Source organism: Bacillus sp. PAMC26543, assembly GCF_014250375.1.
Lineage (GTDB): Bacteria > Bacillota > Bacilli > Bacillales > Bacillaceae > Bacillus > Bacillus halotolerans.
Window position 1 is genome coordinate 1988356 of sequence record NZ_CP060193.1, and the last position, 13938, is coordinate 2002293.

19 protein-coding genes are annotated in these 13938 nt (G+C 43.2%); 13 read left to right on the forward strand and 6 right to left on the reverse strand.

Annotated features, from left to right (window positions below; genetic code table 11):
* Window positions 1–8 precede the first annotated feature (8 nt).
* The 6 genes from H7F27_RS10305 (at window position 9) to H7F27_RS10330 (ending at window position 4993) form a co-directional block, all read left to right on the forward strand.
* Complete coding sequence (locus tag H7F27_RS10305) at window positions 9–1319, forward strand: peptidase (RefSeq protein WP_095713126.1); 1311 nt, start codon at window positions 9–11, stop codon at window positions 1317–1319.
* Window positions 1297–2124 (forward strand): putative beta-lysine N-acetyltransferase, encoded by an 828-nt coding sequence (gene ablB / locus H7F27_RS10310; RefSeq protein WP_185848903.1) that lies wholly within the window; start codon window positions 1297–1299, stop codon window positions 2122–2124. Before H7F27_RS10305 ends, ablB begins: the two co-directional genes overlap by 23 nt.
* A 32-nt stretch (window positions 2125–2156) precedes the next feature.
* A complete protein-coding gene (gene ablA / locus H7F27_RS10315) occupies window positions 2157–3572 on the forward strand; it encodes a lysine 2,3-aminomutase (protein ID WP_024121763.1) in 1416 nt (471 codons plus the stop codon).
* Window positions 3569–3847 (forward strand): YokU family protein, encoded by a 279-nt coding sequence (locus H7F27_RS10320; RefSeq protein WP_024121762.1) that lies wholly within the window; start codon window positions 3569–3571, stop codon window positions 3845–3847. Before ablA ends, H7F27_RS10320 begins: the two co-directional genes overlap by 4 nt.
* Before the next feature lie 86 nt (window positions 3848–3933).
* Entirely contained in the window at window positions 3934–4158 is a 225-nt protein-coding gene (locus H7F27_RS10325; RefSeq protein WP_185848904.1) for a YozE family protein, read from the forward strand.
* A 154-nt stretch (window positions 4159–4312) separates the two neighbouring features.
* Window positions 4313–4993: a hypothetical protein gene (locus H7F27_RS10330; protein ID WP_010334614.1), complete on the forward strand. Its 681-nt coding sequence runs from the start codon at window positions 4313–4315 to the stop codon at window positions 4991–4993.
* Here H7F27_RS10330 and H7F27_RS10335 read toward each other — a convergent pair.
* A complete protein-coding gene (locus H7F27_RS10335) occupies window positions 4990–5133 on the reverse strand; it encodes a hypothetical protein (protein ID WP_103671803.1) in 144 nt (47 codons plus the stop codon). The genes H7F27_RS10330 and H7F27_RS10335 overlap by 4 nt on opposite strands.
* Before the next feature lie 120 nt (window positions 5134–5253).
* On the opposite strand from H7F27_RS10335, the gene H7F27_RS10340 reads away from it, so the two are divergent.
* The 3 genes from H7F27_RS10340 (at window position 5254) to yodL (ending at window position 6493) form a co-directional block, all read left to right on the forward strand.
* Window positions 5254–5430, forward strand: a complete 177-nt coding sequence (locus tag H7F27_RS10340; RefSeq protein ID WP_010334612.1) for a YozD family protein — start codon at window positions 5254–5256, stop codon at window positions 5428–5430.
* Between the two features lie 77 nt (window positions 5431–5507).
* Window positions 5508–6119, forward strand: coding sequence for a phosphatase PAP2 family protein (locus tag H7F27_RS10345; RefSeq protein ID WP_185848905.1), 612 nt, complete (start codon window positions 5508–5510; stop codon window positions 6117–6119).
* Between the two features lie 59 nt (window positions 6120–6178).
* Window positions 6179–6493 carry a shape determination protein YodL gene (gene yodL / locus H7F27_RS10350; protein ID WP_038954208.1) on the forward strand — a complete coding sequence of 105 codons (315 nt, stop codon included), beginning with the start codon at window positions 6179–6181 and terminating at the stop codon, window positions 6491–6493.
* Between the two features lie 38 nt (window positions 6494–6531).
* On the opposite strand, the gene H7F27_RS10355 is transcribed toward yodL, so the two are convergent.
* A complete protein-coding gene (locus H7F27_RS10355; protein ID WP_024121758.1) occupies window positions 6532–6657 on the reverse strand; it encodes a hypothetical protein in 126 nt (41 codons plus the stop codon).
* A gap of 203 nt (window positions 6658–6860) precedes the next feature.
* Here H7F27_RS10355 and deoD point away from each other — a divergent pair, with 203 nt between their 5' ends.
* Entirely contained in the window at window positions 6861–7562 is a 702-nt protein-coding gene (gene deoD / locus H7F27_RS10360) for a purine-nucleoside phosphorylase (protein WP_024121757.1), read from the forward strand.
* A gap of 83 nt (window positions 7563–7645) precedes the next feature.
* Window positions 7646–8467 (forward strand): M15 family metallopeptidase, encoded by an 822-nt coding sequence (locus H7F27_RS10365; RefSeq protein ID WP_095713120.1) that lies wholly within the window; start codon window positions 7646–7648, stop codon window positions 8465–8467.
* A 40-nt stretch (window positions 8468–8507) separates the two neighbouring features.
* On the opposite strand, the gene H7F27_RS10370 is transcribed toward H7F27_RS10365, so the two are convergent.
* Window positions 8508–8768, reverse strand: a complete 261-nt coding sequence (locus H7F27_RS10370; RefSeq protein WP_024121755.1) for a hypothetical protein — start codon at window positions 8766–8768, stop codon at window positions 8508–8510.
* A gap of 86 nt (window positions 8769–8854) precedes the next feature.
* Window positions 8855–9556 carry a class I SAM-dependent methyltransferase gene (locus H7F27_RS10375; RefSeq protein ID WP_095713119.1) on the reverse strand — a complete coding sequence of 234 codons (702 nt, stop codon included), beginning with the start codon at window positions 9554–9556 and terminating at the stop codon, window positions 8855–8857.
* Window positions 9557–9707: 151 nt separating this feature from the next.
* Here H7F27_RS10375 and H7F27_RS10380 point away from each other — a divergent pair, with 151 nt between their 5' ends.
* On the forward strand, window positions 9708–11108 hold the full coding sequence (locus H7F27_RS10380) for a carboxy-terminal processing protease CtpA (protein ID WP_103671806.1): 1401 nt from the start codon (window positions 9708–9710) through the stop codon (window positions 11106–11108).
* 35 nt (window positions 11109–11143) lie between these two features.
* On the opposite strand, the gene H7F27_RS10385 is transcribed toward H7F27_RS10380, so the two are convergent.
* Together H7F27_RS10385 and H7F27_RS10390 are read right to left on the reverse strand one after the other, a co-directional pair.
* Window positions 11144–12634 (reverse strand): sodium:solute symporter family protein, encoded by a 1491-nt coding sequence (locus H7F27_RS10385; protein ID WP_185848937.1) that lies wholly within the window; start codon window positions 12632–12634, stop codon window positions 11144–11146.
* Window positions 12634–12834: a DUF3311 domain-containing protein gene (locus tag H7F27_RS10390; protein ID WP_024121752.1), complete on the reverse strand. Its 201-nt coding sequence runs from the start codon at window positions 12832–12834 to the stop codon at window positions 12634–12636. Before H7F27_RS10390 ends, H7F27_RS10385 begins: the two co-directional genes overlap by 1 nt.
* A 184-nt stretch (window positions 12835–13018) precedes the next feature.
* On the opposite strand from H7F27_RS10390, the gene H7F27_RS10395 reads away from it, so the two are divergent.
* On the forward strand, window positions 13019–13930 hold the full coding sequence (locus H7F27_RS10395) for a ring-cleaving dioxygenase (RefSeq protein ID WP_024121751.1): 912 nt from the start codon (window positions 13019–13021) through the stop codon (window positions 13928–13930).
* The last annotated feature ends 8 nt before the right edge of the window (window positions 13931–13938 follow it).

A 13938-nucleotide genomic window follows, 5' to 3' on the forward strand; every position in this document is an offset into this window, starting at 1 on the left:
AAGGGGGAGTGATGATGCAGGACATTGAAAGAAAAGTAATCGAATGGCTTGATCAGCATTCAGCCAAAGCCATTCGTCTTTTGAAAAGGCTGGTTGGAGAAAAAAGCACACTTGGCAAGGAATTTAACGCCCAGGCAGTAGTTCTTGAAAAGCTTAGGCAATTTCATATGGACATTGATGTGTGGGAGCCGAGCCTAAAACAATTAAAACAGCATCCTTATTTTATATCAGACCGTTCGGATTTTCATGAGAGCCCGAACATTGTCGCTAAAAAAACGGGAGAGGGCGGAGGACGATCTCTGATTTTAAACGGGCATATCGATGTTGTGCCAGAAGGAAATTTGAAGGAATGGAAGTATGAACCGTTTCAAGCTGCCGAAGTAAATGGTAAAATTTACGGCCGCGGCTCCACTGATATGAAGGGAGGCAATACAGCCCTTCTATTTGCATTAGAAGCTCTGCACGCCTGCGATGTCAAACTGAAAGGTGATGTATTGTTTCAAAGTGTTATAGATGAAGAGTGCGGCGGCGCCGGAACACTTTCTGCCATTATGAGAGGCTATCGTGCGGACGGGGCGCTAATTCCGGAACCGACCAATATGAAGCTTTTTATTAAACAGCAGGGCTCGATGTGGTTTCGGATCACGGTTAAAGGATTAGCGGCACACGGAGGTACACGATATGAAGGTGTCAGCGCCATTGAAAAAAGCATGCATGTCATTACAGCCATTCAAGAGCTTGAAAAAGTCCGCAATGCAAGAATTTCTGACCCGCTTTATAATCATATCCCAATCCCCGTTCCAATCAATATTGGCACCATCTCAGGCGGAACATGGCCGTCCTCGGTAGCAGACCGCGTCGTCATAGAAGGAAGGTGCGGAATTGCTCCTCATGAAAAGCCTGAAGCCGTGAAAATGGAATTGGAAAACTGGCTGAAAGATTTACAATACCATGATGAATGGTTTAAACGCCATCCAATTCAAGTGGAATGGTTCGGGGCTCAATGGCTGCCGAATGATTTGCCTGATGGCCATCCTTTACTATCAGTTTTGCAATCAGCCTATCAAAAAATAAAACAAACAGAGCCGATCATCGAAGCGTCGCCTTGGGGGACAGACGGCGGCCTTTTGTATCATGCGGGAGATACTCCTGTTATCGTTTTTGGACCGGGAGAGACGAAAACGGCACATCAGGCAAACGAGTATATTGAGGTTGAAGCCATGTTAGAATCAGCTAAAATTATTGCTCTTTTTGTGATGGATTGGTGCGGGCTTCATACAGACGGGGAGGATGCTGATGATCAAAACGGTAAAGAATAACGGTGTTACGGCTGTCATAGACAATGACCGCTTTAATAAACGAATTAGAGTCATTCGTTATGAAGGCGCTATTCAGGAAGCCTTGTCTGATATTATGACAGCGGCTGAAGAGGAGGGTGCCGAAAAAATTATTGTGTACACTAAACAGCATGACGAGGCAGAGCTGGCTAAACAATTGTTTACGCCGGAGGGCTTTCTCGAAGGCTACTATCTCGGCCATCGCGCTGCCGTCATGGTCCGTTATCTCACAGAAAAACGAAGACAAACAGATACCTATTTATCCGAGCAGGAAATGATAGAGCTATTATATAAAATGAAGCCTCAGTCACAAATCGAAGACAGGTCTCCTTTTACAATGAGAAAAGCAGAAACAAACGACATGTATCAGTTATCTATGCTGTATAAAAAAGTATTCCGCACGTATCCGACTCCTGTGTTTGATCCCGCCTATATTGAAAAGACGATGAATGAGCATACGCTTTATTATGTCATGCTTGAAGATGACCGTCTGATTAGCGCGGCGAGCGCAGATATCAATCCTGAGCTGGGGCATGCCGAAATGACGGACTGTGCCGTGCTTCCCGATTATCGGGGCCGTTCGCTGACAAGTATTTTAATAGATGCATTAGAAAAAGAAATGAGAGAGCAAGATATCTTTCAAGTATTTTCACTCGCCCGCGCTGCATCTTTTGGCATGAATGCTGTCCTGTATCATTCCGGGTATCAGTATGGCGGAAGGCTGATCAATAATTGTTATATAGGAGAAGGGCTCGAAAATATGAATATCTGGTGCAAGCGCCTGTAAGTCAAAAAGAAATGCACGAGGAGGAATTTCATTTGACAAACAAATGGTATAAACCGAAACGGCATTGGAAGGAGATAGAGTTATGGAAGGATGTTCCGGAAGAAAAATGGAATGATTGGCTGTGGCAGCTGACCCATACTGTAAGAACATTAGATGACTTGAAAAAAGTGATTAACCTGACCGAAGAAGAAGAGGAAGGCGTCAGAATTTCTACTAAAACGATACCCTTAAATATCACACCCTATTATGCTTCCTTAATGGATCCCGACAACCCCAGATGTCCGATACGGATGCAGTCTGTGCCGCTCTCTGAAGAGATGCACAAAACAAAATACGACCTGGAAGACCCGCTTCATGAGGATGAAGACTCTCCGGTACCCGGTCTGACACACCGTTATCCCGACCGAGTCCTGTTCCTTGTCACGAACCAATGCTCCATGTACTGCCGCTACTGCACAAGGAGGCGTTTTTCCGGTCAAATCGGAATGGGTGTCCCTAAAAAGCAGCTTGATGCCGCGATCGCCTACATTCGGGAGACACCCGAGATCCGGGACTGCCTGATTTCAGGCGGGGACGGGTTGCTGATCAATGATCAAATTTTAGAATACATTTTAAAAGAGCTGCGCAGTATACCCCATCTGGAAATTATCAGAATCGGCACAAGAGCGCCTGTCGTTTTCCCTCAGAGAATCACCGATCAACTGTGCGATATTTTAAAGAAATATCATCCGGTCTGGCTGAACACCCATTTCAACACAAGCATCGAAATGACGGAGGAATCCGTTGAGGCTTGCGAAAAGCTGGTGAACGCAGGTGTGCCGGTCGGAAATCAGGCCGTCGTGCTAGCAGGCATTAATGATTCGGTAACAATTATGAAAAAGCTTATGCATGACTTGGTGAAAATCAGAGTCCGTCCCTATTATATATACCAATGTGATCTCTCAGAAGGCATCGGACATTTCAGAGCTCCGGTTTCAAAAGGGCTGGAGATTATTGAAGGGCTGCGAGGCCATACTTCAGGCTACGCGGTACCAACCTTTGTCGTTGACGCACCAGGCGGCGGCGGGAAGATCGCACTGCAGCCAAATTATGTTTTATCGCAAAGTCCTGACAAAATCATCTTGAGAAATTTTGAAGGAGTCATTACCTCTTATCCGGAACCTGAACATTATATCCCTAACCAGGCTGACGCCTATTTTGAGTCTGTTTTTCCTGAAGCTCTCGACAAAAAAGAGGCAATTGGACTGAGTGCCATCCTTGCCGACAAAGAGATTTCTTTCACACCGGAAAACGTGGCCAGAATCAAAAGGAGAGAAGCATATACAGCGAAGCCGGGGCATGAAACCTTAAAGGACCGGCGGGAGAAAAGAGACCAGCTAAAGGAAAAGAAATTTTTAGCCCAGCAGAAAAAAGAAAAAGAGGCAGAAAGCGGGGGGAATTCTTCATGAAAACATGTGAATGGTGCGGTGTGCCTGAGGCGCAGCCTGGCACGAACACGGTTTATTGGGAGCTTCCTGACGGCACACGAGCCATAGAGCTGACAAACACCCCCGCGATGATTTGCTCTTCTTGCGGAATGGCCTACCAAGAGGATTCGACGATAAAGGATATTGAGGATCAGCTGTTTTTAATCAACACAAAAAAACTCCCTGAAAGTCTGACGTATCAACAGCTAATGGAAACGGAAAGGATATTAAAACGCAACTATTTTGATTTTTCCTGAATGATGTTTCGTTATTCTTTTGTTGTAATTTTACACTTGCACTGTATAATAGAACAACAAAAGACAGACACCAGGAGGGGAAAGCCATGAAATCCTTTTATCACTATTTATTGAGATACAGACATCCTAAACCGCAGGACAGCATCAGCGAGTTTGCCAATCAGGCGTATGAGGATCACAGCTTCCCGAAAACATCAACCGATTATCACGAAATCAGTTCATATTTGGAGCTGAATGTTGATTATCTGGACACGATGGCTACGTTTGATGAAGCTTGGGAAAAATACGAGGCCGAGGTGTACGGCAAATAACCACATGTTTAAATCCGCAGATCCGCTGCGGATTTTTTTTGTGCGCATACACATACCATAATTGGATACTTCCAATGGTTTTCATGCCCATGCGAATTGGTGTAACCCAGCATACGATAGCGTATGAGAAATGTTGCGGCGAGGGGGAGACACCGTGAAGCAAAATAAACCGAAATTCCAAGTAGGGGATATCGTAGTCGTCATTATGTATGGGACAGTCGGCACAATCACAAAAGTACACCAAATCGATAAGCACTATCTTTATGAAGTAAACCACAATGAAGTCTTATATTTTGAATCGTCCATTCAATTATATAAAGATTATGAAGGCGTCATTGTCGATATGGAAAAACTTGATATTGAATATGAATTCCTCATTGGAGATGTCGTTTATGTAAAAGATTATGGAAAAGAACTCTTTCGCATTATCGGCCACAGAACAGAAATTTGGAGATATTTAGAAGATGGCTGGGAAGATATTATTTATGAGCTGACTCGTTTAAAGGATGGAGAGTGGCTTGAAACGGAGGAAGAGGATCTCACGCTGGTACTCAGAAAGTATGAAATGGACCAGTTTGTGCATCAGCTTTTGTTTGTCCACTATGTCGGAGAAACTGCCCATGAGATCGGCGAAGATATTGTACCGTCTGCTCTTCTTCAGTTTGAAGGCGAAGATGAAGATCAAGATACCCTGCGCATCCTGGCTGTATCAATTGTTGATGAGCTTTTGGATATTTACAACGATTACAAAATTCTGTACGAAATGTTTAAAGATGAAGAATATAAAGATATGATGATGTTTGTGCTGGAAAGTTTAAAAGAACACTTCAGTTAGTTTGTGAACAAGCGGATGATCACATATAAAAAGTAAGGCAGACAGCCCCAAATCATGACATGCGTCATACCTTTGAGCGTTTTTTCCATCACCATATCGAATCTTTCTCCGTCCAGTGCTTCCATCATTTTAGCAATCATTTGTCAGCCTCCTATGGCTTGTTTTTTTATTCAATGTATATGAATGAAAGAATTGTTTAGAACACCGGGTATAATTCATCCCGTTTTTTCATAAAACATAAAAAAGGAGGCGGTATGGTTATGAAAGAAATAGATCTTGTGATTGACACGGAAGAAATCGCTGAATTTTTTTACAGAGAGCTTGCAAGACGGGGCTACATACCGAGTGAAGATGAGCTGTTTGAAATCGCCGATATTACCTTTGATTATCTGATAGAAAAATGTATGATAGATGAAGAGCTGGATGAAGATTGTTAAGGCTTGAAACCGGAGCGGCCAGCTCCGGTTTTTTATTCGGCTGATATGAATTTTTGAGAAATAAAGGAGGGAAAATCTTGTACAAGCCAGTCAGTCTGTTTCTTCTCTTTCTTTTTTTAGCCGCGGTTATTCATACAGCTGCTGTTCAATCAGCAGATGAAATGATCAGTAAGGCAGCCGCAGCTATCCGTCAGCCTTGGCTGAACGATGTGATGATTTGGGTGACACATCTTGGTGCTACTTCCTTTTTACTGCCACTTATCGTAGTCATTGGGGCAGGGCTGTTTTTTTACAAGAGAACCTTGGACGGTCTTTTGATGCTCTTCATATTCGGTGCGGATCGTCTGTTCAACAAAATATTAAAAGAGTGGATCGAACGGGCAAGGCCGGATTTTGAACCGCTCGTTCATGAGTCGTCCTTCAGCTTTCCGAGCGGCCACTCCATGAACGCTGCTTGTGTTTATCCAGTAATCGCCTACTTTTTAGTGAAACACATCCCGTTTTTGTCAAAGCATAAAAAAGCGGTATACATAATTGCCGGTACTGTCGTTATTTTGGTTGGTGCCAGCAGAGTCTACCTCGGCGTGCACTTTTTAACTGACGTTTTAGGAGGCTTCAGTCTCGGCCTGCTGCTGTTTTTCCTCGTGAAAGGTTTTGACGAAAAGTTTCATTCGTTTCGACAAAAGTAGAGAGAGGAAAAAGAGGGCGAAACGCCAATATGTTATAGAAATAAAAGGGAGGGATCTTGATGATGTTATCCGTGTTTAAAAAGAAGTCTTGTTTTTACGATGTGACAATATTTCAAACACCCCGGTTTGGTGAAAAAAAAGGCTACAGAGCCGTCTATCGAACTGAACTGAACGGGAGCAATCATCAAGACGTGCTAAAAAGAGCATTCTCTTTGTTTAATGTATTCGATACTGTTCCAAGTGATTATGATGCGAGATTTATGGCCACAGGGGATGTGATTTTGATTGATGAAGGCAGAAAAGGGAAAACATATTATAAACTGCTTCCCGCCGGATGGAGGAAAATCAATCGTCTGATTGTGCAAACAACATAGCGAAAGAAAACTGCGGATATCCGCAGTTTTCTGTTTTTTTAAGGTTTTCGTTTGGCCGCGGAATGCTCTTTTTCGTGCGCCTCTTCAGCCGCGATAACGTCTTTAGCAGGTATGTGGTTGTTCTTTTTTTGTCCGGTTATTCGGTTACGCTGTTTTTTACCCATGTTTCATCCCTCCTTTTGTCGTTAGGTTCTCATATAAGCGGCTCAATTATCCCGATTTTCTCTAATGGCGCCTAAAAATACCTCGGATCATTTTCTTTTTTCGGAACATTCCTTTATAATCAATGCTGAAGTTTGTCTCATCATGACATCCGTTGTAAAATGAACGGACTGATCGTTAATTTTGGTTTATAGGAGGATATGAGATGAGTGTACATATCGGTGCGGAAAAAGGACAAATTGCGGATACGGTACTATTGCCGGGGGACCCTTTAAGAGCAAAATTTATCGCTGAAACGTATCTTGAAAATGTGGAATGCTATAATGAAGTCAGAGGAATGTATGGATTTACAGGTACATATAAAGGCAAAAAAATCTCTGTGCAGGGCACGGGCATGGGCGTTCCGTCCATTTCAATTTACGTCAATGAATTAATTCAAAGCTATGATGTGCAAAACTTAATAAGAGTAGGCTCTTGCGGCGCCATCCGTAAAGATGTCAAAGTGCGCGACGTCATTTTGGCCATGACTTCTTCTACTGATTCACAAATGAACAGAGTCGCTTTTGGAAGTATCGATTTCGCGCCTAACGCAGATTTCGAGCTTTTGAAAAATGCCTATGACGCCGCTAAGGATAAAGGCGTACCGGTGACGGTAGGCAGTGTATTTACTGCTGACCAGTTCTACAATGACGATTCTCAAATTGAGAAGCTTGCCCAATACGGTGTGCTCGGGGTAGAGATGGAAACAACCGCTTTGTATACATTGGCAGCGAAGCACGGTAGAAAAGCGCTGTCCATCCTGACCGTGAGCGATCACGTATTAACAGGAGAAGAAACAACAGCAGAAGAGCGTCAAACCACTTTTCATGATATGATAGAAGTGGCTTTACATTCTGTATCAAAATAAAATAAATGAAGAGGCGTGCTGGGTGCCGGCAGCCTCTTCTTTATGGATACGGAAACGATTGATAAAAGGAAGGTAATGTGATTATGAAAAAGTCCGGTAAATGGTTCTCGCTGGCCGCCGCTCTGAGTGTGACGGCAATTGTCGGAGCCGGCTGCAGCATGTCAAATGGGGATGCTCAAAAGGATACGAAAACCACTGCAGAATCAAAACAGACAGAAGAAAAAACAGCTGACAGCAAAAAAACAAATACGCAGGACAGTGAGTTCTTATTGGAAAGCAAGTTTTTCAATAACATTAAAAAAGTGGACGGCCTGGAAACCATTCAAAATCCAAAAAATATCCTCGCCCTTGTCAATAAGCAATACGCACTGCCAGGAGACTATGAACCTAGCGATCTAGTTATCCCTGATGTCGAGTTTTCTTTTAAAGAGAAAATACAAAAGCGATACATCAGAAAAGAAGCAGCAGACGCATTAAAAACGATGTTTGATGCTGCGAAAAAGGATGGCTATGAGCTGGCAGCCGTGTCAGGATACCGCTCGTATGACAGACAGCAGGTTATCTTTAAAAATGAAGTAAGCTTAAAAGGGGAAAAGAAAGCAAGAGAAGCTGTCGCATATCCGGGTGAAAGCGAACATCAAACAGGTCTGGCAATGGATATTTCCAGCCGAAGCAACGGTTTTGAGCTAAATGAGGCGTTCGGCAGCACCGAAGACGGAAAATGGGTGCAGAACAATGCATATAAATACGGTTTTATCATTCGCTACCCTAAAAACAAAGAAGACATCACGAAGTACGAATACGAACCATGGCATTTGCGTTATGTAGGCAAAAAGGCTGCAAAGGTTATTCATGAGAATGACTTAACATTAGAAGAATACTTTGAAAAAGTGAAGAAGATATAAAATAAAAACCCGCTTACCATTGGTTAAGCGGGTTTTTCCATTAAAAAAAGAATAATCCGGCGAGCGCCACACCTGTAATCAGCCCAAGGCCAATACCGTATGCGGCTCCATATCCATATCCGTAGCCGCCCCAATATCCATAGCCAAATCCGCCTCTTGGGCCCCCTGAAGTAACTGGAGCAATAAAGACCTTGCTGTTGGTTACCCGTGTAATTCTGCCCACGTGGACTCTGCCGTTTCTTTCTGTAATTCTAGCAACTTTTCCTTGGTGCTGCCGGCAGATATGATAGTATTTTTCCAATATAATTCCCTCCTAATCCGTCTTTCTATCAGCTTATGATAGATAAACAAAAAAGGTTGGACGAAAAGAGGGGGTGAAGCGCCGTTTTACTTGTATGCGATAAAGATACAATGACCCATATACTCGCTGTATGCCTGCATGAGGTCATAATGGGACTGAAGCGTTTCATAGTAGATAGGAGCGATTGCTTGCGATACATCCATTTCAGTCGTCGGTTCAAATTCCATATCTTCCGGCAAAAGGGTGATCGTTTCTGTTTTCTGAAATCCATGGGAACGAATCGAGTCTATCCACTCCGATTCGTCATAAAGCTTTGTAAAACCGTAAAAGTCCATCATTTGCTTCTTTTCGCGCGGAGGCATCGGCTTTTTAAGCGCCGCTTCAATACCGATCAGCATTCCACCCGGCTTCAATACTCTATTAATTTCTTGAAGGGAGGATGTCAGATGGGAAAAACTGAGGACGGATTCGGACAGGACGCAGGAAAAGGACGCCGAAGAAAACGGAAGATGTTCCAGCTCTCCAAGATATGCAGGGATGGCCAGCCCTTCATTTGCAAATCTTTTTTTCGCCTTCTCAAGCATGACAGGGTCTTTATCAACGACTGTGACAGGATAAAGCAAATGTCCTAAATAAGCCGCAGTTTGCCCCGTCCCGCATCCGGCATCAAGAATCGGCTGATCAGGCGGAGGTGCCGCTTTTTGCAATACGGCTTTTGAAAAAGCAAGCCCGCCTGGATGTGCACCTGAGACACCGAATAAGGACAGCATTTCTAAATATCGGCTCAAAATGGTATCCTCCTTTTTCGTTATTATATGTCGTGAAAAGACATAGGTTTATGAAACGATAAAGAAGGGCGGATCTCTATATTTTCTGCTCCGAGTTGACGAATAGGAAATCGTCCATGATAATAATGTAAGAAGAAAAGGTGGTGTTTAATTGAAACGGCAATTGAAACTGTTTTTTGTTGTGCTGATCACTGCGGTTGTCGCTTCGGCGCTGACTTTATTTATTACGGGCAATTCAAGCATTCTGGGCCAGAAATCAACAAGCACAGGAGACAGTAAGTTCGATAAATTAAATAAAGCGTATGAGCAAATCAAAAGTGATTATTACAAGGAAACAAACGATGACAAATTAGTAGACGGAGCAATTAAAGGAATGATTGAGTCTCTGGACGATCCTTACTCTACCTATATGGATCAAGAGGAAGGAAAATCATTCGAAGAAAGCATTTCTGCATCCTTTGAAGGAATAGGAGCGCAAGTAGAGGAAAAAGACGGTGAAATCCTTATTGTTGCGCCAATCAAAGGTTCACCTGCTGAAAAAGCCGGAATCAAACCGAAGGATCAAATCCTGAAAGTAAACGGGAAAAGCGTAAAAGGCATGAATGTAAATGAAGCCGTCGCTTTAATCCGCGGCAAAAAGGGCACAAAAGTGAAGCTTGAGCTGAACAGAGCGGGAGTGGGAGAGATTGATCTTTCCATTAAGCGCGATACGATTCCTGTTGAGACCGTCTATTCTGAGATGAAAGACAACAATATCGGTGAGATCCAAATCACTTCTTTCTCTGAAACAACTGCTAAAGAGCTGACAAATGCGATCGACAGTTTAGAGAAAAAAGGTGCCAAAGGCTATATTTTAGACTTGAGGGGCAATCCGGGCGGCTTAATGGACCAGGCGATTACAATGAGCAATCTGTTTATTGATAAAGGTAAAAATATTATGCAGGTTGAGTACAAAAACGGCTCAAAAGAAGTCATGAAAGCGGAAAAAGAACGAAAAGTCACAAAGCCGACTGTCGTTTTAGTAAATGACGGAACAGCGAGCGCTGCAGAAATCATGGCCGCTGCCCTTCATGAATCGTCAGGCATTCCGTTAATTGGAGAAACCACATTCGGAAAAGGCACAGTGCAAACCGCAAAAGAGTATGAGGATGGCTCAACAGTCAAACTGACAATGGCCAAATGGCTGACTGCTGACGGTGAGTGGATTCATAAAAAAGGCATCAAGCCGCAATTGAAAGCAGAGCTTCCTGATTACGCGAAGCTCCCTTATTTAGACGCTGATAAAACGTACAAATCAGGCAATACAGGCACTGAAGTCAAAGTCGCTCAGCAAATGCTGAAAGCACTTGGCTATCAGGTGAAGGTAAACAGTACGTATGATCAAGATTTTGTATCAGTCGTCAAACAGTTCCAGAAAAAAGAGAATCTGAAACAAACAGGCGTGCTGACTGGCGATACTACAACAAAACTAATGACAGAACTTCAACAAAAGCTGTCAAATAATGATACGCAAATGAAAAAAGCAATTGAAACGCTGAAAAAAGAAATGTAAAAAAGCCATACGCGGCTGCCGCGTATGGCTTTTTTTTAAGCACCCTTCTGATTCGGATTTGGTTCAGTTTTTTTACCAAATAAACCTTCTTTGACTGGATTTGAACCTGCTCTTTTTACAAACAGCGGATTGAGAATGATTACAGCGATGATATTGGCGGACAATCCCCAGAAACCTTCATAAATGCCGTGTGCAGATTGAGTGATATACACAATAAACGTAACCGCGAGGCCGGCTAATAATCCGATCACTGTCGCCTCTCTCGTTTGGTTCTTCCAGAATAAGCTGACGGCAATCGCGGGGAAGATCTGCACCATACCGGAAACGCCTAAAAGCTGAAGTGTTACTAAGGCAGTCGGGAACAGCATTCCAAATAGAAGAGCAAGACCGATCACGACAAACACCATGGAACGTGTAATAAGGGTCAGTTTGCTTTGTGACACATTTGGATGGATCAAGTCACGGTATAAGTTATTGGCAAATAAATTCGATGCTCCGATAGCCATGATCGAACAAGGGATCAATGAAGCTAGGGCGATAGTGGCATATGCAAAACCTTGTGCCACGCCGCCGTAAGACGTCTGAATCAGATGCAGCAGCGCCAGTCTTGGATTTGTATCTTCCGGCAGCACAAGAAAAGCGATAAAACCAAGGAAAATAACTAAGATTAAAACGATGTTATAAAGCGGCAAAAACATGCTGTTTTTTCTAACTGCATCGGCACTTTTCGCCGTAAATACACCTGTAGCGGCATGCGCCCACATAAAAAGTGCCAAGGCGGATACAATAGATGCTGTAATAAACCAAGGGATGCCTTTTGGGCCCTCTGTCGGTATCGTCAGCATTTGCGGCGCTTCCTTCACCAATGTATCAATCATCGGCGTCCAGCCGTTGAAATGAATAAGAGGGAGGGAAACGACCATAAACAGCATAATCACCCATACTAAAATATCTTTAATAATGGCCGTAAAAGTAGGCCCTTTAATCCCGCTGAAAAACGTGTAAAGAGCAACTAGAATAAATGAGATGATGACAACAAACTTTACGTTGATATAGCCGGTTCCCGCCACCTGAAGCGTATCTTGAATTCCGCTAAGCTGAAGACAGATATATGGGATAAGCATCAGGACACCGACAATTGCAACGAGACTTGCCAACAGCTTGCTGTCAAAACGTTCCCGCGCATAATCAGCGAGAGTTGTTAATTTGTGAATTTTCGCAACTTTCCAAAGTTTCGGCAGGAAGAAATAGGCGATAAAATAAGCCAATACGGAGTAAGGAATAGCAAAAAACGCAACACTTCCGCCTGTGTAAGCCGTACTGGTCAGGCCTAAGAAAGTATATGCCGTGTAAAGGTCAGCGCCTACTAAAAACCAAACGAGAAGGCCTCCAAAACGTCTGCCGCCGACAGACCATTCTTCCACCGAGGTTCGCGATGATTTGTCTCTCCCGGCGAGAAATCCGATACAGACAACAGTTAATACGATAATAGCCGTAATCATAAGTGCAATGAGATTTCCTTGCATCATTCAATTCCTCCATCTTTTTTTTGCATCAGGTAAATGCCAAACGAACATACCGGCGTAATAATAATCCACAGCAGCAGCCAAAAATGGAAAAAAGGAAGGCCGAAAATAATCGGTTCGATTCGATTCACAAACGGCAAAAGTGCAAGCTGAATGAATGGTAAAATGATGAGTAGAACAATAAGTGCTTTTTTAACCATTTACTTTCCTCCTGAAAGATGATAATGCTCACTATAATAGCAGTTGTAAGATAAGATCACAAGATAATTATTAGAAAAAAATGATTTTTTCAATTATTTAATTAAATCACATGGTTTGCATCCTGCACATTATAGGTTTAAAATAATAAATATCTCGAAATCAAGATAATTTAGGAGTGAAAAGATGAAAACAGAAGGATTGCATCATGTCACAGCATTTGCCAGAGATCCGCAAGAAAATTTGCGATTTTATACAGAAGTGCTCGGGCTTCGGCTTGTCAAAAAAACAGTGAATTTCGATGACCCGGGAACATATCATTTTTACTTTGGGAATCAAAATGGAGATCCAGGGACCATTATTACCTTTTTCCCGTTCCAAGGAAGCGGGCAGGGGACGGTAGGGAAAGGCCAAGCCGGCCGAATTTACTTTTCAGTCCCTAAAGGCTCTCTGGCTTTCTGGAAGGAACGCCTTCAAAATAATGGACTGAATGCAGAGGAGAAAATGCTATGCGGGGAACACGCGCTGATCTTTGATGATACAGAAGACCTTCCGTTAGCAATCATGGAAGACGGCAAAAGCGGAAAAAGCGAGTGGACACCTGACGGCATTTCAGAACATGAAGCCATCACCGGAATGAGAGGCGTGCTGCTGTACTCCTTTGATCCGCAAGCAACGATTCAATTGTTAGAGGAAAGCTTCGGATACAGCAAAGTAGCGGAAGAAGATCAGATCGTTAGACTGAAATCCGCAGCGGCTGTCGGAAACGTGATTGACGTTCATTTGCAGCCGGAAAAAAGAGGCGTCGGAGGTTATGGAACAGTTCATCATATAGCGTTTCGGACAACGAGTGAGGAGCAGGCTAAATGGCAGCCGCTTATTGCTGAAAAACATCTCCCTTCATCAGAAATTCTGGACAGGGAGTATTTCACATCAATTTATTTCAGGGAAAAAGGCGGCATTTTATTTGAAATTGCCACAGATGAACCAGGCTTTATGACAGATGAAACGTTTGATGAGCTGGGGACATCCTTAAAGCTGCCTGAATGGCTGGAGCAACACCGCAAACAAATTACAGATATTTTGCCTGAATTGTAGGAGGGGAC

Excerpts from the sequence above, each read along its gene's own strand:
- ablB (WP_185848903.1), top strand. The coding sequence starts at position 1,297 with ATGATCAAAACGGTAAAGAATAACGGTGTTACGGCTGTCATAGACAAT.
- deoD (WP_024121757.1), top strand. The coding sequence starts at position 6,861 with ATGAGTGTACATATCGGTGCGGAAAAAGGACAAATTGCGGATACGGTA.
- H7F27_RS10320 (WP_024121762.1), top strand. The coding sequence starts at position 3,569 with ATGAAAACATGTGAATGGTGCGGTGTGCCTGAGGCGCAGCCTGGCACG.
- H7F27_RS10325 (WP_185848904.1), top strand. The coding sequence starts at position 3,934 with ATGAAATCCTTTTATCACTATTTATTGAGATACAGACATCCTAAACCG.
- H7F27_RS10385 (WP_185848937.1), bottom strand. The coding sequence starts at position 12,634 with ATGCAAGGAAATCTCATTGCACTTATGATTACGGCTATTATCGTATTA.
- H7F27_RS10395 (WP_024121751.1), top strand. The coding sequence starts at position 13,019 with ATGAAAACAGAAGGATTGCATCATGTCACAGCATTTGCCAGAGATCCG.
- H7F27_RS10340 (WP_010334612.1), top strand. The coding sequence starts at position 5,254 with ATGAAAGAAATAGATCTTGTGATTGACACGGAAGAAATCGCTGAATTT.
- H7F27_RS10365 (WP_095713120.1), top strand. The coding sequence starts at position 7,646 with ATGAAAAAGTCCGGTAAATGGTTCTCGCTGGCCGCCGCTCTGAGTGTG.
- H7F27_RS10390 (WP_024121752.1), bottom strand. The coding sequence starts at position 12,834 with ATGGTTAAAAAAGCACTTATTGTTCTACTCATCATTTTACCATTCATT.
- H7F27_RS10355 (WP_024121758.1), bottom strand. The coding sequence starts at position 6,657 with ATGGGTAAAAAACAGCGTAACCGAATAACCGGACAAAAAAAGAACAAC.
- H7F27_RS10335 (WP_103671803.1), bottom strand. The coding sequence starts at position 5,133 with ATGATTGCTAAAATGATGGAAGCACTGGACGGAGAAAGATTCGATATG.
- yodL (WP_038954208.1), top strand. The coding sequence starts at position 6,179 with ATGATGTTATCCGTGTTTAAAAAGAAGTCTTGTTTTTACGATGTGACA.